This is a genomic window from Chitinophaga sp. W3I9 (genome assembly GCF_050434025.1).
In the GTDB taxonomy this organism is placed as follows: Bacteria; Bacteroidota; Bacteroidia; order Chitinophagales; family Chitinophagaceae; genus Chitinophaga.
In genome coordinates this window covers 7,241,809-7,262,631 of the sequence record NZ_JBNPWC010000001.1, presented here as the reverse complement: position 1 = coordinate 7,262,631, position 20,823 = coordinate 7,241,809, and the positions used below count along the sequence as shown (strand labels likewise).

Sequence of the window (20,823 nt, the reverse complement as noted above, 5' to 3'; positions counted from 1 at the left end):
GCAGCTACGCTTTTCAAAAAACAGCTATACGTTACATGCAATACTCGTGGAAGAATATACCCCGGTATATTCGTTATGTGTTTGTTCAAACGCTTTACCTCTTCCTGTTAATGGTGATGTTCAGGGCTATATTTTACCTGTTTTTCTTTAAAACAACCATTACAGAGCATGCAGCGATACTCAAAGCCTGGAACCTGGGACTAAGATTTGATCTCCGGCTGGCACTTTACCTCATGATCCCCATCTTGTTATTAACGCTGATTACCCGGAATAAATTTTTTACCTCCAGGGCTATACGTAATACCAGTTTTATCTATTTTTTCCTTATTTACCTGTTACTTACGCTTTTATATATTCTTGACCTGGGTCATTACGACTATCTCGGACAACGTCTAGATCCTTCTGTACTGAGGTTCCTGGCAAAGGGGGAGCGGGCCGACAATGCCAGGATGGTATGGCAAAGTTACCCCGTAGTGCGGGGCGCCCTGGGAATTGTGGTGTTCATGTTCCTTGTATACCGTTTGCAAAAGGCTACCTGGAAAAAATTTGCCGCCCAGCCGGTTACTTACCTGCGTAACTGGCCCTTTACCGGCTACGTTATAGGGATGGTGCTGCTGTTTGCCGCCGGCATCTATGGGAATATCGCTTATTTCCCGCTGCGCTGGAGCCAGGCCATGTTTACCCGTGATAACGGCGTAACCAGCCTGGGACTCAATCCCATCCTGTATTTCGCTTCCAACTTCTCCGTAAAAGGAGATACTTACAACCTGGAAGCCACCAAAAAATATTATCCTTACCTGGCTTCCTACCTGAAAGTGGATTCCACGGATGTTAATAATCTCAATTATGTTCGTACCGTTGCCGGCGATAGCAGCAAGCCCAGGCTCAATGTAGTATTGGTGATGCTGGAATCTACCGGTGCGGCGGTAACCAGTATGTATGGAAATCCCATGCAGGCTACGCCTCATATGCAGCGCCTGGCAGACAGCGGTATCCTGTTTAAGAATTTTTATGTGCCGGCTATCAGCACCGCCAAAACAGTATTTGGTGTGCACACCGGTTTACCGGACATTACCGCGGTAAAAACAGCGAGCCGTCATCCTAAAATGCTGGATCAACGTATTGTGATGGACCAGTTCAAAGGATACGACAAACTGTACCTGCTTGGCGGAAATACCAACTGGGCCAATATCCGCGCGGTATTTACCAATAACGTGGAAGGTATCCGCATCTATGAAGAGGGGATGTACAAATCAGGAAAGGCCGATGTATGGGGTATTTCCGATTACGACCTCATCACGGAGGCCAGTGGTATTTTTAAAGAAGATAATGATAAGAAGAAACCTTTTGTAGCGTTCCTCCAGCTGGCAGATAACCACCCGCCGTATACCACCACCAGCGGCTCCGGCGATTTTAAGAAGCTGACGGAGAAAGACCTCGATATGAAAAAGTTTAAACAATCGGGCTTTGTGTCGGTGGATCAGTTCAATGCGTTGAGGTATGAAGATTATAACGTAGGGCACCTTATTGATATGGCGCGCAAAGATGGCTATCTTGATAACACCATTTTTGTATTTTTCGGTGATCATAACTGTGTGCTCAATCCATATAGTTTTATGCCGTTGCCGGAGTATGAGTTATCCACCGGCGGCGTGCATGTAACCGCATTTATGTACAGTCCGAAGCACCTGGCGCCGCAACAGGTTAATACGCCGGGAAGCTTACTGGATGTGTATCCTACCGTGGCAAAACTGGTGGGAATGCCATATAAAAATTATACATTGGGCGTAGACCTGTTTGACAGCACCCGGGTAAACGATAAATATGTGTTCATGACCTACCTGCGTAATCAGATGCCTTTTTACGCTACATTGGGCGATCGTTACCTGTACGAAATCAACCTGGTTACGGATGCTGCTGCTCTGTATGATCTGAAGGGCGACCCGTTGAAGAATATCCGTGCCCAGCAGCCGGATACAGCGAAAAGCCTCGATAATTTAACACGTGGCTTTTACGAAAGCACCCGATATTTGATGTTTAATAATAAAAAATAGCTGTTAGTTTCTGCCTATAGCTGCACAAAATATGGAAGTAGATAAACTATGGTTTAAAGATTGGTTTAATTCTCCTTATTATCACCTGTTGTACAACAACCGGGATGACAGGGAAGCCGCGGCATTTATTGATAAGTTACTCACCTATCTGCAACCGGCGCCGGATGCGGAAATGCTGGATGTAGCCTGTGGAAGGGGACGGCACGCCAAATACCTGGCAGATAAAGGTTATTATGTAACCGGGATCGATCTTTCTATCGAAAGTATTAATGTGGCAAGAAAGCTGGAAAATAATCACCTGAGCTTTTTTCAGCATGACATGCGCTTACCTTTCTGGGTAAACTACTTCGATGTGGTGTTTAATTTCTTTACCAGCTTTGGCTACTTTGAATCGCAGCGCGATAATGACAACGCATTGCGTACACTCAAAAATGCGTTGAAGCCGGGTGGTAAACTGGTGCTGGACTACCTGAACAGTAATTATGTAGCTGCCCACCTGGTGAATGATGAAGTAAAGGAAAAGGACAATGTGGTATTTGATATCCGCCGGGAACTGAAGGCGCATAAATTTATGAAGCAAATCAGTATCCTGGATAAGGAAAAAATGCGCCGCGCTACTTACACAGAAAGCGTGAATGCCTTTACCAGGCAGGAGTTTGAGGTCATGTTTGCCAAACAGGGACTCAAAATAACAGAAATATTCGGCGACTATCACTTTAACAGCTATGATGAACAACGTTCGCCACGACTGATCATCATCGCCACAAAATCATAGCCATGCTTGAATCGATACTCCGCGGGGATCTCCGGCTCTTCTTTCATATTAATGGTCAATGGTATAACGGGTTCCTGGATGTGGTGCTGCCTTTTTTAAGGGAGCCTTTTGTTTGGGCGCCGCTGTACCTGTTCCTGGGGCTGTTTGTAACTATTAACTATGGCTGGAAAGGCCTTTTCTGGATATTATTTTTCCTGCTGTGCTTTGGCGTGGCAGATCAGAGCAGCTTGTACCTGAAAAGCGCGATCGGAAGGGTGCGGCCCTGCCGTGATCCGCTGGTGTCGCATTACGCCCGGGTATTGGTGGTGTATTGTCCTATGAGTGGAAGTTTTACTTCTAATCATGCCGCCAATCATTTTGCACTGGCTACATTTTGTTTCATAACTTTAAAACAGGCATTTCACCGGTACGCCTGGTTATTCTTTGCATGGGCGGCTGCTATTGCCTATGCTCAGGTATACGTAGGGGTGCACTATCCGCTCGATGTGGCAGGAGGTGCGGTACTGGGTATTTTAATCGGACTGCTGAGCGGCAGTTTTTTTCAACGCCGCATAAGACTGGAGTCTGAACTCGCATCATGAACTGGAACTATCTGATACTAATACTGGCTGCAACCATTGCTGGTGGGATGATTCCCATGACAGTAAAACGCGTCAATGCCAACTTTTCCATTTACCTGCTCGCTTTTACGGGGGCTTTTCTTTTCGGCGTGATCATTATGCACCTGCTGCCGGAAGTGTACGAGGCGCTGGGTCACCAGGCGGGTGTTTATATTGTGTTGGGATTTTTCCTGCAGGTATTCCTGCAGCAGCTTTCGCATGGAATGGAACATGGCCATACCCATATGCCGCAGGAGCATCACCATCATATTGCGGTTCCCCCGCTTTTGCTGGGGCTTTCCATCCATGCGTTCATGGAAGGGTTGCCGCTGGGCTTTAAATATAATGATCATTCTGCGCTGCCTTCACTGATGGCGGGCGTTGCTGCTCATAAAATCCCGGAGGCATTAACGCTTATTACCGTGATGATGCATGCCCATAAGAAAAGGGCGGATCTCTGGCGGATCCTGATCATTTTTGCGCTGGTAACGCCGCTGGCCGCAGTACTGGCGGGTTGGCTGGGAAGCCGATTTGAAGTGATACAACATTACTTTTTATACGTGGTAGCGCTGGTGGTGGGTGCATTTCTGCACATTTCCACTACTATCTTTTACGAAAGTGGTACAAAACATCATGAACTCAGCAGGAAGAAAGTGCTGGCAATAGCCGTAGGCTTGCTTCTGGCATTTCTAACCCTGATATTTGAATAATTTTTTATTTTTAGGCTTTATATATGGAAGTCGTCATTATCCTCATCCTTATTTTATTGAACGGCCTGTTCTCGATGTCGGAGATAGCGTTGGTCTCGGCCCGGAAGATCCGATTGGAGAACCAGGCCAATAAAGGGGATGAAAAAGCAAAGGCAGCTTTAAAGCTTGCCAACAATCCGGACACCTTTCTTTCTACCGTGCAAATCGGTATTACGCTGATCGGCATCTTAACGGGTATTTATTCAGGCGAGAACATCAAAACTGATGTGATGGCCTGGCTCAATACCTTTCCGGCCATACAGCCTTACAGCAGTGTGGTGGCCACTATTCTCATTGTAGTGGTGATCACTTATTTTTCTATGGTATTGGGAGAACTGGTTCCGAAACGTATCGGGCTGGCCAAACCGGAAGCGATCGCCAAGTTTATGGCGAAGCCCATGCAGGTGCTTTCCTGGCTTACTTTTCCTTTTATCTGGTTATTAACCGCTTCTTCTGCGGCACTGATAAAATTGTTAAATCTCAAATCCGGTGAACCCCATGTTACGGAAGAAGAGATCAAAGCCATTATTAATGAGGGTACCAGTTCCGGCGCCATTGAAGAAACAGAACAGGAGATCATAGAAAGGGTATTCCACCTGGGCGACCGTAATATCACGTCGCTCATGACTTACCGTAATGATATTACCTGGCTGGATATCAACGATGAACCGGCCACCTACCGGCAAACGATCCTCGACAGCCTGCATTCGGTATATCCCGTGTGTGACGGGCAGATAGACAGTATTAAGGGATTAATTACCATCAAAGACCTGTATTCGGTAGCGGGCCAGTCGACCCCGCTTACAGAAATTATCCGTAAGCCGTTGTTTGTGCCGGAAAATAATACCGCTTACCAGGTGTTGGAGAAATTTAAGGAAACGCACCTGCACGCCGCTTTTATTGTAGATGAATATGGTACCTTCCTGGGAATGATTACATTGAATGATATCCTGGAAGCCATAGTGGGCGATATGCCGGAAACAGCTGAAAGCGACGACTATGAAATGGTGCTCCGGGAAGATGGGACCTGGCTGGTAGATGCCCAGATCCCGTTTTATGATTTCCTGGAAGAATTTGATAAAGAAGACTGGATGACCGAATTTGAGCAGGATTTTGATACGCTGGCAGGGTTTATCCTGCATCACCTGGAACACATTCCTCAAACGGGAGAGAAGTTCTCCTGGAGAGATTTTACCTTTGAAATAGTGGACATGGATGCGCATCGTATCGACAAAGTACTGGTTACACCGCCAACAACAAACGAAGAAGAATAAGCTTGCTCCCTTCCCTGATAAGTAAAAACCGCATGCGTAATTACCCGTAATTCGTTGAATGGGATTGTTATTTATTTGGATAAATCTAGCTTTATGCTAATTTTGAGCACTTTTTTACATATACAAATAATTTAATTTAAGATAAAATGGTTGCAATAGGAAGTAAGGCACTGTCTCTGGAAGAAGTGTACAGGGTCCTTTTGGGCGGGGAAGAGCTGACATTGGAAGCAGCGGCTTTGCAGCAGGTGGAAGCTAGTTTTTTATTCCTCGAGAAATTTTCGGCAAAGAAACTGATCTACGGTATCAACACTGGTTTTGGTCCGATGGCCCAATACCGCATCAGTGATGAAGATACTTTCCAGTTGCAGTATAACCTGATCCGCAGCCATAGCTCCGGCGCCGGCAACTGCATGTCGCCGTTGCATACCAAAGCCCTGATGATCGCCCGTTTGAGCAGCTTTATGCAGGCGCATTCCGGTATTCACCCGGAAGTGGTACATCTTTTAAAAGACCTGATCAACAAAAACGTATATCCTTGTGTGTTTGAGCATGGAGGCGTAGGTGCCAGCGGCGACCTGGTACAGCTGGCCCACCTGGCGCTGGTACTGATCGGGGAAGGAGAGGTTTGGTATGAAGATAAATATCAGCCTACGGCAGATGTTTTTGCTAAACTGAACCTGAAACCTATAGGCATCCATGTGAGGGAGGGACTGGCCATTATAAATGGCACTTCCGCCATGACGGGTATCGGGCTGGTAAACCTCATTGAAGCGAAGAAGCTGCTGGGATGGTCGGTGGTATTATCTGCCATGATCAATGAAATAGTAGAAGCATTCGACGATCACCTGTCGGCCGAACTGAATGCCGTGAAAAAGCATGAAGGCCAGCAGCAGATTGCCGCAAAAATGCGGGAGATCCTTACTGGCAGCAAAATGGTGCGCCATCGCCCTGATCATCTCTATAAAGAACTGGAAGAAGAAATTTTTAAAGATAAAGTACAGGAATATTATTCCCTGCGCTGCGTACCGCAGATACTGGGGCCTGTTTACGATACCCTTGCACAGGCAGAGAAGCTGGTGGTACAGGAGCTGAATTCCGTGAGTGATAATCCTGTAGTGGATCATCACCTGGAAAACGTTTTTCACGGCGGAAATTTCCACGGCGATTATGTCTCCCTGGAAATGGATAAAATCAAGATAGCCATCACCAAATTGTCGATGCTGGCAGAAAGACAACTCAACTACCTGCTGAATGATAAGCTGAATCACAAGTTTCCGCCGTTTATGAACCTCGGTAAACTTGGCTTTAATTTTGGAATGCAGGGAGTGCAATTTACGGCAACCTCCACCGTGGCGGAAAACCAGACATTGTCGTTCCCGATGTACGTACACAGTATTCCGAACAACAACGATAACCAGGATATTGTGAGTATGGGAACCAATGCGGCTGTTATGACCAGCAAGGTAATAGAAAATACTTTCCAGGTATTGGCTATACAGGTAATGACAGTGTTACAGGCGGTGGATTATCTGAATTGCCAGGACCGTTTGGCGGGATTTTCACACAAAGTATACCAGGAAGTGAGAGCAATTTTCCCTAAATTTATTGAGGACAGCCCGCGCTATAAAGATCTTCAGCAAATTAAAGCTTACCTGGTAAAGAATATGCCGATCCAGTTCTGATCAGATAATTGTGGTTAGCCGTCATTCGTCATTCGTAATTTGTAATTCATGAAATGTGCATTAGTAACAGGAGGGTCAAGGGGAATAGGAAGGGCAGTATGTATTAAGATGGCCGAAGCAGGTTATCATGTGCTGATCAACTACAAGGGAAATGAGGCAGCAGCACTGGAAACGCTGGAAGCAGTGAAGGCAAAAGGCAGTACCGGTGAACTGATACCATTTAACGTAGGCGATGCCGCCGAAGTGCAACAGGTATTGGGAGGCTGGGTGGAAAATAATAAAGATCAACAGATAGAAGTGCTGGTGAATAATGCAGGTATCCGGGAAGATTCCCTGATGTTCTGGATGAATGAGGCGCAATGGAGTAATGTACTCAATATCAGTTTGAATGGATTTTTTAACGTAACCAAGCAGGTGCTGAATGGCATGTTGCTGAAACGTTACGGGCGTATCATCAATATGGTATCGCTGTCCGGTATTAAAGGTTTACCCGGACAAACCAATTATTCTGCCGCCAAAGCAGGGGTAATAGGCGCTACAAAGGCGCTGGCACAGGAAGTAGCCAAAAGAGGGGTAACGGTGAACGCCGTTGCGCCGGGTTTTATTAAAACAGATATGACGGCTGAACTGAATGAAAAGGAGCTGGCAGCGCAGGTTCCCATGAACCGTTTTGGCACAGCCGAAGAGGTGGCAGATGCAGTGGCCTTCCTGGCTTCCAGGTCGGCAGGTTATATTACCGGAGAAATTTTGAACATCAATGGGGGGCTGCACACTTAATAACGTCAATATTACTGGGCTATAGGCTAACCGCTAAAAGCTAAGAGCTATGAACAGAGTAGTGATCACTGGGATGGGAATTTATTCCTGCATCGGAAAGGACATGCAGGAAGTGAAAGATTCATTGTATCAGGGCAAATCCGGTATTGTACTGGATCCTGAAAGAAAGACATTTGGTTACCGTTCCGGTTTAACCGGGTATATAGAAAGACCTGAACTCAAAGGATTGCTGGATCGCCGGGCCAGGCTTATGATGCCTGAACAGGCGGAATTTGCCTATATGGCCACCCGGGAAGCCCTTGCACAGGCAGGCATGACACCTGAATATATCGACTCCACACCTATAGGACTTTTATATGGTAACGACAGCTCCGCAAAACCGGTGGTAGAAGCCAATGACATAATGCGGGCTAAAAAAGATACGATGCTGGTGGGTTCAGGATCTGTTTTCCAGACCATGAACTCCACGGTAAATATGAACCTGGCTACTATTTTTAAGCTCAGGGGCGTGAATTTCACTGTAAGTGCAGCTTGCGCGAGTGGTTCACATGCCATCGGGCTTGGGTATATGTTTATCCGCAACGGTATGCAGGACGCTGTGATCTGCGGCGGGGCACAGGAAGTGAATGTGTATGCCATGGGTAATTTTGATGCCATTGCCGCTTTTTCGGTGAGGGAAAGCGATCCTACCAGGGCTTCCCGGCCATTTGACCGCGACCGGGATGGACTGGTACCCAGTGGTGGTGCTGCCACCGTGATCCTGGAAAGCCTTGAATCTGCGCAGCGCAGGGGCGCCACTATTTTAGGTGAAGTGCTGGGATATGGTTTTTCCTCCAATGGCGCGCATATTTCCAATCCTACTGTAGACGGACCTGTAAGATCCCTGCAGATAGCCCTGCAGGATGCAGGGTTACAGCCGGGAGATATAGAATATATCAACGCGCACGCTACATCTACCGCCGCCGGCGATGCCAGCGAGGCCAAAGCGATTCATGAAGTATTTGGCGGTTCGCGCCCGTACGTAAGCTCTACGAAGTCCATGACCGGCCATGAATGCTGGATGGCGGGCGCCAGTGAAATTGTGTATTCCATGCTGATGATGCAGCACGGCTTTATTGCCCCCAATATCAACCTGGATAACCCCGATGATGATGCCGCGAGGCTAAATATTGTAACCAGTACAATTAATAAAAATTTTAATATATTTTTGTCGAATTCTTTTGGCTTTGGAGGAACAAATTCGTCCCTGGTAGTAAGGGGGTGGAATGGAAAATAAATATCCTTAACTTTGGGCGCTCGGAATAGGATTAGCTGACCAATAGACTACGTAAACACAATTTTTAAACCGACCTATATCTGATTTCACACTTTATGGACATTAGAGAGATAATAACTGTTACGAATAAGTTTCTGGTAGAGGAGTTTGAAGCAAACCCCGCGGCCATCACACCGGAAGCAAACATGAAATCCACACTGGATCTGGATAGTTTGGATTATATCGATATGGTGGTAGTAATAGAAGATAACTTCGGATTTAAAGTAAATCCCGAAGAATTCCAGGCTATTGTTACTTTCCAGGATTTCTACAATTATGTAGCCACTCGTGTACAACAAAAAGAACTGGTATAATGCCCTCCTGGCAAGGAAAATCTAAAGGGAGTAAGTTCGGATATAGTTGTTTTGTTTTCCTGTTGAAGCATGGAGGGGTGGTGCCTGCGTATATGTTGCTGAGATTTGTAGCCTTCTATTTTTTTGCATTTTCCTGGAGTTCCTCAAAACCTGTCTATCATTATCTCCGTAAAAAAATTGGTTATAGCAGGGCGCGCGCATTGCTCAGTTTATACCGGAATTATTACGTATTTGGTCAAACACTGATCGATAAGGTGGTGGTAATGGCAGATATGTCCAATAAATTCACCTTTGAGTTTGAGGGAGAACATCATTTACGTGAAATGATTGCCGGTGGCAAAGGCGGTATCCTGCTGAGCGCACATGTGGGTAACTGGGAAGTGGCAGGTCATTTGTTTAAGCGCCTGCAAACCCGTATTAATATCGTGATGTTCGATGGCGAACACCAGCGGATCAAAGATTACCTGTCTGGTATTACGGGCGACCGGAATATGAATGTTATCGTGATCAAAGACGACCTGTCGCACATTTATGCTATCAATGAAGCATTGAGTAATAAAGAACTGGTGTGTATGCATGCCGACAGGTTTCTGCCCGGTAATAAAACTGTAACAGTCCCTTTTTTAGGACAGGACGCCCGTTTCCCGCTGGGTCCTTTCCTGTTAGCCGCCACCTTCCGGGTGCCGGTTTCCGTGGTATTCGCCTTTAAGGAATCGTCTGCCCACTATCATTTTTTTGCGACCGAGCCCCGTCAGTACCACGGCCGGCGTAACCAGGGAGTAGAAACCGCCCTGCAGGATTTTGTGCATCATGTGGAAGAAAAAGTATACCGTTACCCGGTGCAATGGTTCAATTATTACGATTTTTGGGAATAATGCGTGTTTTTACTGTTCATAATTTCGTATAATTCTATTTATTTCGTGTTTCATATTTAATAATAACTTGTGCAGATGTTTATTCATTCAGACGATATCACCGCCTATATTCCCCAGCGTACCCCCATTGTAATGATCAGTGGTATTCTGGCAGTAGATGGCCCCATCACCCGCACCGGTCTTCATATCGCACCTGATAATATTTTTGTGGAGAATGGAGTGCTTACGGCGCCCGGCCTGATGGAGAATATTGCACAAACCGCCGCTGCCCGCATCGGCTATATCGCCAAACAACAAAATACACCCGTTCCCCTGGGATTTATTGGCGCGGTGAAAGACCTGGAAATACTGGAGCTGCCGCCGGCAGGACAAATGATAGAAACGACCACCGAAATCGGCGGTGAAGTGTTTAACGCCACTATGGTAACCGGCAAAGTAATGTTTGACGGCCGCCTGATGGCACAATGTGAAATGAAAATATTCATCAATCCCCAAATTTAATCACACATGAACTGCAGAAAATTAATTGCACTTCCGTTGCTGATGTTGAGCATGATGGCTATGACAGCAAATGCTCAGACACTGAAGAACTTCCTGGACAACAAAGATTCGAGCTTTACCTGGCTGGGCGTGGATTTTACACAGGCTAAACTGATAGGTGACGCCGCTGCCAAAACAGATGCGATCGTAGACCACGAGTTTACTGCCCTGAACCAGGTAATTGTGAACGAACAAAAGAAGTACGATGTACCAGGCGCATTTCACCGCGATAAATACAATACCAGTATTGGTTTGGTGAACAAACGCAATGAAGCCATCAATAAAGATGCGCTGAAATCCGACGAATCTTCCGACTTTGAACGTCTTAAACCGGAAGACATCACCAAAGTGGTGAAATCGTATGATTTTTCCGGAAAACACGGAATTGGCGTAATGCTGGTAATGGAAGGTATGAGCAAAACCAGCAAAAGTGCGTCTATGTGGCTGGCCATAGTAGATATGGACCGGAAAAATGTACTGCTCACAGAACGTTATGTGGGTAAAGGCCAGAAATGGAGCTTCGCATGGCGCAACTACTGGCTGGCTACCATTAAAAGCGCGTTGGAAGAGATCAATGATGATTACAGCAAACTGAAAACCAAATATGCTGACGCCAAAGATCCGGAGGAACCAAAACCGGTAGTGCAGGCGCCAGCAGCAAAGAAGGAAACTAAAGCTGCCGGTACAACACCCGCAACAAAGAAACCAAAGAAGAAAGGATAAATTATGATACTCACTGAATGCACCAACATACTGATAAGATTTAATGAAGCAGATCCGCTGGGAATAGTATGGCACGGGCATTATGTGCGGTATTTTGAAGATGGCAGGGAAGCTTTCGGAGAAAAATATGGGCTCAGATACCTGGATATTTTTGAAGAAGGATTCACCGTGCCGGTAGTAAATGTACAATGTGATTACAAACGCTCTTTGCGCTACGGCGACAGGGTAATAGTAGAAACAAGGTATGTGGACGACCTGGCAGCAAAAATAAAATTTGAATACATCCTTACCAATCCCGCCACAGGGGAAATAGTAGCAAAGGGTTCTTCCGTACAGGTATTCCTGGACAAGGAAACTTCTTCCCTGCAATTGATTGCTCCTCCTTTTTTCAGTGAATGGAAAAAGAAGCACGGACTGGTATAACCAAAGGGTACTATGCAACAGGTGTATGTAGTAGCAGATAATATTGTGGGGCCTCTTGGCAGTACTACCCGGGAAAATTTTGACCAGGTGTTATCTGGCAACAGTGGCATAGCGCAGCACAACAATGCTGCCTATGCCGCTGCTCCGTTTTATGGCGCCATCACAACGCCGGCGCTACTGGATGCCTTTACGGCAAACACTAACGTAAAAGGATATACGCGGTTTGAGCGGCTGCTGGTTGCCTCCATACAATCGGCCCTGCAGCAAACTGCTGTTACGCTTACGGATACACGTACCGGCTTCATTGTTTCCACTACAAAAGGAAATATTGAATTACTGGAGCAGCAACCCGAAGGCGCCGTACCGCCGCTGGCCAACATGCAGCTGTACACCACCGCAAAGAAGCTGGCGGCCCATTTTAACGCCGCTAATGAACCGCTGGTGATTAGCAGTGCCTGTATTTCCGGACTGGTAGCCATTTTAACCGGCAAACGGCTCATTGAATCGGGACGTTATGACCATATAGTGGTGGCCGGCGCAGATGTGCTCACCCGCTTTGTGTTATCGGGGTTTCAGTCGTTCCAGGCGGTAAGCGCCGTTCCCTGTAAACCATTCGATGCCAACAGAACAGGTGTTACACTCGGAGAAGGCGCGGCCACCGTGATCCTCAGCAGGGAGAAAGGGAATGCGCTCTTTTCATTGGGTGCAGGCGCTATCAGCAACGACGCCAATCATATTTCCGGTCCTTCCCGTACCGGCGAAGAACTGGCGGCAGTAATGCAGCTCGCGGTAAATGGCAGCGGACTAACCGCTGCCGACATCGGTTTTGTATCGGCGCATGGCACTGCCACGCTGTACAACGATGAAATGGAGGCGAAGGCGCTGCACCACGCAGGCCTGGCAGCAGTACCAGTGAACAGCCTGAAGGGCTACTACGGTCATACGCTGGGCGCCGCCGGGCTCATTGAAGCAATCATCAGCATGCAGGCCATGAAAGCCGGTGTGGTATTGCCAACAAAAGGATTTGAAATACCCGGTGTAAGTATGCCGGTGAATGTTCATAATACCCTGCTGCAAAAAACATCCCGCCACTTCCTGAAAACAGTATCAGGTTTCGGTGGATGCAATGCAGCGATGGTTTTTAATCTTAACAGCTAAACAAAGTTATTGTCGTGTTTAATAAAGAAACAAAAACAGCACTCGAAGCAAAAGAAGCGGCATTGCGTCTGGCATTTGCCCCCGTTGCTTTTCAGGCTACCCGGGCATTACGTGATATGGGCATTTTAACGGCAGTGAGCAACAGCCGCTCTGCCGGTATTACCATTGAGGAAATAATGGAGCAAACCAAAATGTCGCGTTATGCCGTAAGAGTGTTGCTGGAAGCAGGTTTAGGTATGGAGCTGGTGATCGTGAACGATAAACGGTATACCCTCACCAAAACCGGTTACTTTATTTTACATGATCAGCTTACCCGCATCAATATGGACTTTTCACAGGATATCTGCTACAAAGGCATGAATCACCTGCAGGAAAGCCTGAGAGAAGGAAAGCCCGCCGGCCTGCGCGAACTCGGTCCCTGGGATACGATTTATCCCGGCCTGTCGCTGCTGCCACCTGAAGTAGGTAAAAGCTGGTTCGACTTCGACCATTACTATTCAGACCTTGCCACTCCGCAGGCGCTGGATATTGTTTTTGAAAAGAAACCGAAACGTTTGCTCGATATCGGTGGTAACACCGGTAAGTGGGCCCTGGCCTGCACGGCCAAAGATCCGGAAGTGGAAGTAACCATCTTTGATTTGCCGGGTCAGGCAGGACTGGCACAGCAGAAAATGAAAGATGCCGGCGTGGAAAACCGCGTGCATTTTCATATTGCAAACATCCTCCACGAGGAAGTACCCTTTCCGAAGGGCTTTGATGCCATCTGGATGAGCCAGTTCCTCGATTGTTTTTCTGAAGCAGAAATTGTTTCCATCCTGAAACGTTGCCGCGAAGCGCTCAACGACGGAGGAACAGTATATATCCTGGAACCTTTCTGGAACCGCCAGCAATTTAAATCCGCCGCTTTTTGCCTGCAGCAGACTTCCCTGTACTTTACCGCTATGGCTAATGGTAACAGCCAGATGTATCACACAGATGATTTCTTCCAGTGTATTGACGATGCGGGGTTAACGATTATCGAGGAAAATGACCAGATGGGCATGAATTATACTTTGTTGAAATGTCAAAAAAAATAACCAATCCAATCGCATAAAATTTATAACTCCCAAAATCGTCACTTATGAAAACTGAGCAAGTTGATGTACTGGTAATAGGGGCAGGTCCGGCGGGAACAGTAGCGGCGTCTATTATCCATCAGGCAGGTTACAAGGTAAAAGTGGTGGAGAAGCAGAAATTCCCCCGTTTTGTAATCGGCGAAAGCCTGTTGCCACGCAGCATGGAAGCCCTGGAAGAAGCAGGATTTATTGATGCCATCAAAGCAAAAGGTTTTCAGCAGAAGTATGGGGCAAAGTTTGTAAAAGGAGATGCGCTCTGCGATTTTACTTTCGAAGAGCAATTTACGCCGGGCTGGACCTGGACCTGGCAGGTAACGCGTGCCGATTTTGACAAAACGCTTGCCGACACCGTAGAAAGTATGGGAGTGCCGGTAGCTTATGAAACAACCGTAACGGATATACGTTTTAATGGATCCGATTCCATTACAACCGTGGAAGATAAAGATGGCCAGCAATCGCAGATAGCCGCCCGTTTCATTGTAGACGGCAGTGGCTACGGCCGGGTAATTCCCAAATTATTCAACCTGGAGAAAAACTCCAACCTGCAACCCCGTAAGGCGTTGTTTGCCCATACGGTGGATGCGCGCCGTTCCATGGCCGACCAGCCAAACCGCATTACCGCGGTGGTGCATAAAAAAGGCGTATGGATCTGGATCATTCCTTTCTCTACCGGGGTTACTTCCCTGGGTTTTGTAGGAGATCCTGAGTTTTTTGAGCAGTACCCCGGCACTGATGAGGACAAATACCGCGCCCTGCTGGAGGCGGAACCCTATACCAGGGAACGTTTCCGCGATGTAGAGCTGGTATTTGAACCACGTGTTTTACAGTCGTGGTCTGCCACCACGGATAAATTTTACGGGGATGGATTTGTGCTGACAGGCAACGTGACAGAATTTCTGGACCCGATTTTCTCATCTGGTGTAACTTTGGCCTGTGTTTCTTCACAAACGGCGGCAAAACTGGTGATCCGGAAACTGAAAGGTGAGGCGGTTGACTGGGAGAAAGAGTATATGGAGCCTACTATGCAGGGCGTGAATACGTTCCGCTCTTATGTAATGGCCTGGTACGAAGGTACACTGGATACTATTTTCTTTAAAAAAGATGCTGATCCGCTGATAAAAGGACAAATTTGTTCTGTACTGGCTGGTTATGTGTGGGATATGAACAATCCCTTTGTGAAAAATCATGATACTGCCTTAAAACGTCTGGCAAGAACTATTGAATTAACAGAAAAATTAAAAAGCAGCCCTGAGATTGAATAGCGGATCGACATATATTACGGGGAGTTGCGTCATACGGCAAAACAGGGTTTATTTAAATGGCTCTTTGTTGTGGGAAGCGGATTCCGCGCTGGAATTACCTGAATTTCTGCGGGCGGGATATGACCGTTTTTCCGGTCAATATCCTAAATTCCATAAAATGGATGCCCTCAGCAAGCTGGGCTGGCTGGCAGCGGAAGTATTGCTGAAAGATACCGGCATCCATTCGTTGTCACCGGAGCAAACGGGCATGGTATTGTCCAACCGGAGCAGCAGCCTGGATACGGATTTGCGGTATTACGCTACTGTAAAGGACTTTGCCAGTCCGGCGCTGTTTGTGTATACCCTGCCGAATATCGTGATGGGAGAGATTTCTATCCGGCATGGTTTTAAAGGAGAGAATACTTTTTTTGTATCAGATATTTTTGATACGGCTTTAATGAGTACCTATCCGGCACAGCTGCTGGCAGAAACGCCTTTACAGGCTTGTATTTGCGGGTGGGTGGAAGTAATGGAACAAGCATACGAGGCAGTATTATTCCTCGTGGAAAATAAACAGCGAAACAATGCCATCCCGTTAACGGAGGCGGCTTTGTCAGCGTTGTATCAACAAAAAAACAGTTAATAACTTTAATCAAACTACAGTGGAAAAGTTGATGGCGGATCTGAAAGCGCAGATCATAGAACAATTGAACTTGCAGGAAGTAGCACCGGACAGCATTGGCAACGATCAGCCGTTGTTTACAAAGGAGGGGCTTGGGCTCGATTCTATCGATGCGCTGGAATTGATTGTATTGCTGCAACAGCACTACAATATCCGCATTGCCAATCCTGAAGAAGGACCGAAGATCTTCCACTCGGTGCGCACGATGGCGGTGTATATTACCGAAAATCAAACCGTAAAGGCATGAGTGAAAAGGTGTGGATAGCAGGTGGTGGTGTGATCTGCGGTATCGGGCTGGACGTACCTGCCTGTATACAATCATTCCGGGACATGAAGCCCGGTATGGAAGCCATGCAGCACCTGTCTTCTGTTCACCGCAGTACTTTTCCGGTAGCGGAAGTAAAGGCCGATAACGCCACCCTTGCTGATATAGCACGGATGCCGGAAAATATCAGCCGTACGGCCCTGCTGAGCATGATTGCCGCCCGTGAGGCGTGGCAATCCAGCGGTTTGGGAGATATTTCCCAATACCGGGTAGGGTTTGTTTCAGGTAATACCGTGGGTGGGATGGATAAAACCGAGGATTTTTTCGCGGAGTACCTGTCTGATCCCCGTGGTGGCCGGTTGCAAAACCTGCTTCACCACGAGTGCGGGAGCATCACAGAACTGGTGGCCGACAGCCTTGGGGTGCGTCATCATATTTCTACCATCAGCACCGCCTGTTCTTCCGGCGCCAACGCACTTATGTATGGCTCCCGGCTGATCCGCAACAACATTGTGGATGTAGTAATTGCCGGTGGTACAGATGCGCTGACCCGCTTTACCCTCAACGGGTTCAACACCCTCATGATCCTGGATCAGCAACCCTGCCGGCCTTTCGATGATACCCGTACGGGGCTTAACCTCGGCGAAGGCGCGGGTTATGTGGTACTGGTGTCCGACAGCCTGGCTGCCCGTTTGCAGCCCTGGTGCCGCTTCAGCGGCTTCGCCAACGCCAACGATGCCTTTCACCAAACGGCTTCTTCGCCGGATGGCACCGGTAATTACCTGGCCATGAAAGGTGCGCTGGATATGAGCGGATTGCAGCCACAACAAATTGGTTATATTAATTTACACGGTACTGGTACACAGAACAACGATGTATCGGAAGGAATCGCTATAAACCGGCTCTTTGCACCGTATTTCCCGGCAATGAGTTCTACCAAATCCTTTACAGGTCATACGCTGGGCGCCAGCGGCGGCATAGAAGCTGTATTTTCGGCGCTGGCAGTAAAGGAAGGAATTATTTACCCGAATGCACGTTTCGAACACCAGATGAAGGAGTTACCGTTTGCACCCGTTACCGCCTTTTCTGCAGGTCATGATCTGCAACATGTAATGTCCAACTCATTCGGTTTTGGCGGCAATTGTTCCAGCCTCGTATTTTCAAGGGCCAGTTAACAGCTATAAATTATGCAGATCTATATAAATGGCACCGGTTGTATTTCTCCGCAGGAAACTGCACAGGGAGGCCCTTTGCTGGCGGCTCCAAGGGAATATGAGCAGGTACGCCTGGCGACAGTGGACCCGGACTACAAACAGTGGATTGATGTGAAACAGATCCGCAGGATGAGCCGCGTGGTGAAAATGGGAGTAGGGGCAGCGAATTTAAGCCTGGAAGCAGCCGGTGTTACCGCCCCGGATGCTATCATTACCGGTACTGCTTATGGCTGCCTGGACGACACCGGCGTGTTCCTCACCAAAATGGTAAACCAGCAGGAGGAAATGCTGACGCCTACTGCATTTATACAAAGCACCCACAACACCGTAGCCGGCCAGATTGCGCTGCTACTGGGTTGCAACGGATATAACAATACCTTCGTTCATCGCGGCTTTTCTTTTGAAAACGCCCTGCTGGACGCTATCATGATATTGAAAGAAGGTTCGGCACAACATATTCTCGCCGGTGGCGTGGATGAAATTACGAATCACAGTCACCAGTTGCTGTCGCGTTTCGGACTCTATAAAAAGACGCCGGTAAAAACGATGGAACTGCTGAATAGTCCTTCCAGGGGCACTATTGCCGGAGAAGGCGCCGCCTTTTTTACATTGGGTATTGCCAAACAACCCGGCGCTGTAGCCGAATTATCCGGTGTAAGCACCTTATACAAGCCGCTCTGGGAAGGAGAAGTGATCGGGCACATCATGAAATTCCTGGAAGATAATAATTGCACGCCTGCAGATATCGATCTGATCGTTACCGGCAGGAACGGGGATATTGACCAGGATGAAATTTATGAAGAAGTAGCCGATGCCTTATTTCCTGATCATGCGGAAGCCAGCTTTAAACACCTCTGCGGGGAATACCCTACAGCAGCGGCATTTGGCGTTTGGATGGCGAATGCCATTATAGCGCAGCAGGAAGTGCCGGAAGCAGCAGTGTTTTTTGGCAGGACGCCGGAGAAGATAAAAAAAGTATTAATCTATAATCATCACCAGGGAACACATCATTCACTGGTATTACTCACTGCATGCTAAACAACAGGATTGTAAATATCATTGCTGTTATCACGCTCCTGGTACTTTTATTCCTGGATAAAGTAATGGCGTATGGTATTTCTTTCTGGTGGTATAGTTTGCCGGTGCTTATTTTTCTCCCGGTAACTGTTTACGGGGCGATGAATATTGAATCGGGTTTTTTTTTAAAGGCGTTCTGTGAGGCCAGTACTACGGAAAGGGTAGTGGCACTGACTTTTGACGATGGGCCACAGGAGGCATATACGCCGCAGATACTGGATATCCTGTATCGGGAACAGGTACCTGCTGCTTTTTTTTGTATCGGGAAAAATATCAGGGGGAATGAGTACTTACTGAAACGGATATACGAAGAGGGACATGTAATAGGCAATCATACTTATTCACATCACTTCTGGTTTGATATGAAGTTGTCTGGTAACATGCTGAAGGATATGCAGGAAATGGATGCGCTTACGGTAAATGCTACAGGCTTGCATCCACGGTTGTTCCGGCCACCTTACGGCGTAACCAATCCTAACCTGGCAAGGGCAGTAAAGGCAGGGAATTATCTGCCGGTAGGCTGGAACATACGCTCACTGGATACAGTAGCAAAAGATGAAACGGTTTTGTTGCACCGGATCATGCAGCAGCTGAAACCGGGAGCAGTTATTTTGTTGCATGATACCTGTAAAATAACCGCCGACATACTGCCTCAGCTGATCCGGGGCATCCGTGAAAAGGGATACCGCCTGGAGAGAATTGATAAAATGTTAAATGTTCGAGCATATGTGTAAATGGCTGTTATTATTAATTGGATGTGTGGTGAGCCTGCAAATGCAGGCGCAGTCCGGGTTTAAACCGGTAGCGGATATGGCGCCGCTGAAACAGCAGTTTGCAAAAGCGGCTCAGAGTACACAAAGTATTCAGTGCGATTTTGTACAGGAAAAGAACCTGAGCATGTTGTCTGATAAAATTGTGTCTAAAGGGAAATTCTGGTTTAAGAAAGATAATAAAGTAAGAATGGAATACCTCCAGCCTTCTTATTATCTGCTGGTGATTAACGGGAAAGATATCCGTATCAAAGATGCACAGAAAGAGAATAAAGTATCGGGAAAGAATAATAAGTTGTTTGAGCAGATCAATAAAATTACGGTGGATTGTGTAAGAGGAACTGTGCTGGATAACGCCGATTTTTCTACCAAAGCCGCTGAAAATGCGCAGTATTACCGCCTGGAGCTTACGCCGGTAAACAAGGTGATGAAAACATATTTTCAAACGATTGTGTTGTTGGTAGATAAACAGGACTATTCTGTATCAAAGATTACAATGGCAGAATCATCAGGTGATGATACCACCATCAGTTTTTTACATAAACAATTGAACACAAATATCCCGGATGCGGTATTTTCTGCTAAGTAGCTTGTTGGGCATCGTGTTGCTGATGGCAGGTTGCCGGTCGGTGTACAAAGGGTTGCAGCCTGTAAACGGCGATGTGACTTGTATCAGGCAGTTCAGCCCGCGGTTCACCTCCACGCTGTACAGCACACAGGTGGATATCCTGAAGCATCACCTGAGCGGACTCCTGTTTTTTAAGCAGATGCCGGATAGCAGTATCCGCGTGGTATTTGCCAATGAGATGGGATTTAAGTTCTTTGATTTTGAATTTGACAAGCAGGGAAATTTTACCAAACACTACCTGATGGCCAAAATGGACAAGAAGGCGGTGGTGAGAACCTTGCAGCAGGACTTTGCATTAGTACTGCTGCGGCCCGATCTGCGGGCGGCACATACAGCTGTGGATAACCGTTACCGTTATACAGTGGTACCTACCGAAAAAGGTAATAACTATTATATCACGGACACGGCTTGTAGTGAACTGGTACGGATAGAAAAGTCGTCGCGCCGCAAACCGGCTGTCACCGTATGGATGCAGCATTATAACAATGGTGTGCCGGATACGATCAACATCCGTCATGAGCATTTCAAATTCAATATTTCATTGCAGAAAGTAGAAAAGTAAAACGTCACCTT

The 20,823-nt window shown here is 47.1% G+C and carries 23 protein-coding genes; all 23 read left to right on the top strand.

Annotated features, from left to right (window positions below; genetic code table 11):
- The first annotated feature begins 35 nt into the window (after positions 1-35).
- Positions 36-2,054, top strand: coding sequence for an LTA synthase family protein (locus QFZ51_RS29395; RefSeq protein WP_429051009.1), 2,019 nt, complete (start codon positions 36-38; stop codon positions 2,052-2,054).
- Between the two features lie 31 nt (positions 2,055-2,085).
- Positions 2,086-2,829, top strand: coding sequence for a class I SAM-dependent methyltransferase (locus QFZ51_RS29390; RefSeq protein ID WP_429051007.1), 744 nt, complete (start codon positions 2,086-2,088; stop codon positions 2,827-2,829).
- Between the two features lie 2 nt (positions 2,830-2,831).
- On the top strand, positions 2,832-3,410 hold the full coding sequence (locus QFZ51_RS29385; RefSeq protein ID WP_429051006.1) for a phosphatase PAP2 family protein: 579 nt from the start codon (positions 2,832-2,834) through the stop codon (positions 3,408-3,410).
- Entirely contained in the window at positions 3,407-4,138 is a 732-nt protein-coding gene (locus QFZ51_RS29380; protein ID WP_429051004.1) for a ZIP family metal transporter, read from the top strand. The genes QFZ51_RS29385 and QFZ51_RS29380 overlap by 4 nt, the downstream gene beginning before the upstream one ends.
- 23 nt (positions 4,139-4,161) lie before the next feature.
- Positions 4,162-5,451 carry a hemolysin family protein gene (locus QFZ51_RS29375; RefSeq protein WP_370912289.1) on the top strand — a complete coding sequence of 430 codons (1,290 nt, stop codon included), beginning with the start codon at positions 4,162-4,164 and terminating at the stop codon, positions 5,449-5,451.
- A 146-nt stretch (positions 5,452-5,597) separates the two neighbouring features.
- Positions 5,598-7,133: an HAL/PAL/TAL family ammonia-lyase gene (locus tag QFZ51_RS29370; RefSeq protein WP_370912290.1), complete on the top strand. Its 1,536-nt coding sequence runs from the start codon at positions 5,598-5,600 to the stop codon at positions 7,131-7,133.
- A gap of 48 nt (positions 7,134-7,181) precedes the next feature.
- Positions 7,182-7,910, top strand: a complete 729-nt coding sequence (fabG, locus tag QFZ51_RS29365) for a 3-oxoacyl-ACP reductase FabG (protein ID WP_429051002.1) — start codon at positions 7,182-7,184, stop codon at positions 7,908-7,910.
- A 49-nt stretch (positions 7,911-7,959) separates the two neighbouring features.
- Positions 7,960-9,186, top strand: a complete 1,227-nt coding sequence (locus QFZ51_RS29360) for a beta-ketoacyl-[acyl-carrier-protein] synthase family protein (protein WP_429051001.1) — start codon at positions 7,960-7,962, stop codon at positions 9,184-9,186.
- A gap of 95 nt (positions 9,187-9,281) precedes the next feature.
- Positions 9,282-9,539, top strand: coding sequence for a phosphopantetheine-binding protein (locus tag QFZ51_RS29355; RefSeq protein ID WP_370912293.1), 258 nt, complete (start codon positions 9,282-9,284; stop codon positions 9,537-9,539).
- Complete coding sequence (locus tag QFZ51_RS29350) at positions 9,539-10,414, top strand: lipid A biosynthesis acyltransferase (RefSeq protein ID WP_429050999.1); 876 nt, start codon at positions 9,539-9,541, stop codon at positions 10,412-10,414. Before QFZ51_RS29355 ends, QFZ51_RS29350 begins: the two co-directional genes overlap by 1 nt.
- Positions 10,415-10,489: 75 nt before the next feature.
- On the top strand, positions 10,490-10,915 hold the full coding sequence (locus QFZ51_RS29345; RefSeq protein WP_429050998.1) for a 3-hydroxyacyl-ACP dehydratase: 426 nt from the start codon (positions 10,490-10,492) through the stop codon (positions 10,913-10,915).
- A 6-nt stretch (positions 10,916-10,921) separates the two neighbouring features.
- Positions 10,922-11,677 (top strand): hypothetical protein, encoded by a 756-nt coding sequence (locus QFZ51_RS29340; RefSeq protein ID WP_429050996.1) that lies wholly within the window; start codon positions 10,922-10,924, stop codon positions 11,675-11,677.
- Positions 11,678-11,680: 3 nt separating this feature from the next.
- Positions 11,681-12,100 (top strand): acyl-CoA thioesterase, encoded by a 420-nt coding sequence (locus QFZ51_RS29335; RefSeq protein WP_079470537.1) that lies wholly within the window; start codon positions 11,681-11,683, stop codon positions 12,098-12,100.
- A 12-nt stretch (positions 12,101-12,112) separates the two neighbouring features.
- Positions 12,113-13,258: a beta-ketoacyl-[acyl-carrier-protein] synthase family protein gene (locus QFZ51_RS29330; RefSeq protein ID WP_429050993.1), complete on the top strand. Its 1,146-nt coding sequence runs from the start codon at positions 12,113-12,115 to the stop codon at positions 13,256-13,258.
- 14 nt (positions 13,259-13,272) lie between these two features.
- Positions 13,273-14,334, top strand: coding sequence for an SAM-dependent methyltransferase (locus QFZ51_RS29325; RefSeq protein ID WP_429050991.1), 1,062 nt, complete (start codon positions 13,273-13,275; stop codon positions 14,332-14,334).
- A gap of 44 nt (positions 14,335-14,378) precedes the next feature.
- Positions 14,379-15,635, top strand: a complete 1,257-nt coding sequence (locus QFZ51_RS29320; RefSeq protein WP_429050990.1) for an NAD(P)/FAD-dependent oxidoreductase — start codon at positions 14,379-14,381, stop codon at positions 15,633-15,635.
- 67 nt (positions 15,636-15,702) lie between these two features.
- Entirely contained in the window at positions 15,703-16,257 is a 555-nt protein-coding gene (locus tag QFZ51_RS29315) for a beta-ketoacyl synthase N-terminal-like domain-containing protein (protein WP_429050988.1), read from the top strand.
- Positions 16,258-16,276: 19 nt separating this feature from the next.
- On the top strand, positions 16,277-16,543 hold the full coding sequence (locus tag QFZ51_RS29310) for a phosphopantetheine-binding protein (RefSeq protein ID WP_079470532.1): 267 nt from the start codon (positions 16,277-16,279) through the stop codon (positions 16,541-16,543).
- Positions 16,540-17,736, top strand: coding sequence for a beta-ketoacyl-[acyl-carrier-protein] synthase family protein (locus QFZ51_RS29305; RefSeq protein ID WP_429050986.1), 1,197 nt, complete (start codon positions 16,540-16,542; stop codon positions 17,734-17,736). The genes QFZ51_RS29310 and QFZ51_RS29305 overlap by 4 nt, the downstream gene beginning before the upstream one ends.
- A 12-nt stretch (positions 17,737-17,748) precedes the next feature.
- Complete coding sequence (locus QFZ51_RS29300) at positions 17,749-18,813, top strand: beta-ketoacyl synthase N-terminal-like domain-containing protein (RefSeq protein WP_370912303.1); 1,065 nt, start codon at positions 17,749-17,751, stop codon at positions 18,811-18,813.
- Positions 18,807-19,586, top strand: coding sequence for a polysaccharide deacetylase family protein (locus tag QFZ51_RS29295; protein WP_429050984.1), 780 nt, complete (start codon positions 18,807-18,809; stop codon positions 19,584-19,586). The genes QFZ51_RS29300 and QFZ51_RS29295 overlap by 7 nt, the downstream gene beginning before the upstream one ends.
- Positions 19,579-20,211 carry an outer membrane lipoprotein carrier protein LolA gene (locus QFZ51_RS29290; RefSeq protein ID WP_429050982.1) on the top strand — a complete coding sequence of 211 codons (633 nt, stop codon included), beginning with the start codon at positions 19,579-19,581 and terminating at the stop codon, positions 20,209-20,211. The genes QFZ51_RS29295 and QFZ51_RS29290 overlap by 8 nt, the downstream gene beginning before the upstream one ends.
- A complete protein-coding gene (locus QFZ51_RS29285) occupies positions 20,189-20,812 on the top strand; it encodes a hypothetical protein (RefSeq protein ID WP_429050980.1) in 624 nt (207 codons plus the stop codon). The genes QFZ51_RS29290 and QFZ51_RS29285 overlap by 23 nt, the downstream gene beginning before the upstream one ends.
- The last annotated feature ends 11 nt before the right edge of the window (positions 20,813-20,823 follow it).

What these genes read in the sequence shown, in the direction of transcription:
- QFZ51_RS29395 (WP_429051009.1), top strand. Translation starts at nt 36, where the DNA reads ATGCAATACTCGTGGAAGAATATACCCCGGTATATTCGTTATGTGTTT.
- QFZ51_RS29390 (WP_429051007.1), top strand. Translation starts at nt 2,086, where the DNA reads ATGGAAGTAGATAAACTATGGTTTAAAGATTGGTTTAATTCTCCTTAT.
- QFZ51_RS29385 (WP_429051006.1), top strand. Translation starts at nt 2,832, where the DNA reads ATGCTTGAATCGATACTCCGCGGGGATCTCCGGCTCTTCTTTCATATT.
- QFZ51_RS29380 (WP_429051004.1), top strand. Translation starts at nt 3,407, where the DNA reads ATGAACTGGAACTATCTGATACTAATACTGGCTGCAACCATTGCTGGT.
- QFZ51_RS29375 (WP_370912289.1), top strand. Translation starts at nt 4,162, where the DNA reads ATGGAAGTCGTCATTATCCTCATCCTTATTTTATTGAACGGCCTGTTC.
- QFZ51_RS29370 (WP_370912290.1), top strand. Translation starts at nt 5,598, where the DNA reads ATGGTTGCAATAGGAAGTAAGGCACTGTCTCTGGAAGAAGTGTACAGG.
- fabG (WP_429051002.1), top strand. Translation starts at nt 7,182, where the DNA reads ATGAAATGTGCATTAGTAACAGGAGGGTCAAGGGGAATAGGAAGGGCA.
- QFZ51_RS29360 (WP_429051001.1), top strand. Translation starts at nt 7,960, where the DNA reads ATGAACAGAGTAGTGATCACTGGGATGGGAATTTATTCCTGCATCGGA.
- QFZ51_RS29355 (WP_370912293.1), top strand. Translation starts at nt 9,282, where the DNA reads ATGGACATTAGAGAGATAATAACTGTTACGAATAAGTTTCTGGTAGAG.
- QFZ51_RS29350 (WP_429050999.1), top strand. Translation starts at nt 9,539, where the DNA reads ATGCCCTCCTGGCAAGGAAAATCTAAAGGGAGTAAGTTCGGATATAGT.
- QFZ51_RS29345 (WP_429050998.1), top strand. Translation starts at nt 10,490, where the DNA reads ATGTTTATTCATTCAGACGATATCACCGCCTATATTCCCCAGCGTACC.
- QFZ51_RS29340 (WP_429050996.1), top strand. Translation starts at nt 10,922, where the DNA reads ATGAACTGCAGAAAATTAATTGCACTTCCGTTGCTGATGTTGAGCATG.
- QFZ51_RS29335 (WP_079470537.1), top strand. Translation starts at nt 11,681, where the DNA reads ATGATACTCACTGAATGCACCAACATACTGATAAGATTTAATGAAGCA.
- QFZ51_RS29330 (WP_429050993.1), top strand. Translation starts at nt 12,113, where the DNA reads ATGCAACAGGTGTATGTAGTAGCAGATAATATTGTGGGGCCTCTTGGC.
- QFZ51_RS29320 (WP_429050990.1), top strand. Translation starts at nt 14,379, where the DNA reads ATGAAAACTGAGCAAGTTGATGTACTGGTAATAGGGGCAGGTCCGGCG.
- QFZ51_RS29305 (WP_429050986.1), top strand. Translation starts at nt 16,540, where the DNA reads ATGAGTGAAAAGGTGTGGATAGCAGGTGGTGGTGTGATCTGCGGTATC.
- QFZ51_RS29300 (WP_370912303.1), top strand. Translation starts at nt 17,749, where the DNA reads ATGCAGATCTATATAAATGGCACCGGTTGTATTTCTCCGCAGGAAACT.
- QFZ51_RS29295 (WP_429050984.1), top strand. Translation starts at nt 18,807, where the DNA reads ATGCTAAACAACAGGATTGTAAATATCATTGCTGTTATCACGCTCCTG.
- QFZ51_RS29290 (WP_429050982.1), top strand. Translation starts at nt 19,579, where the DNA reads ATGTGTAAATGGCTGTTATTATTAATTGGATGTGTGGTGAGCCTGCAA.
- QFZ51_RS29285 (WP_429050980.1), top strand. Translation starts at nt 20,189, where the DNA reads ATGCGGTATTTTCTGCTAAGTAGCTTGTTGGGCATCGTGTTGCTGATG.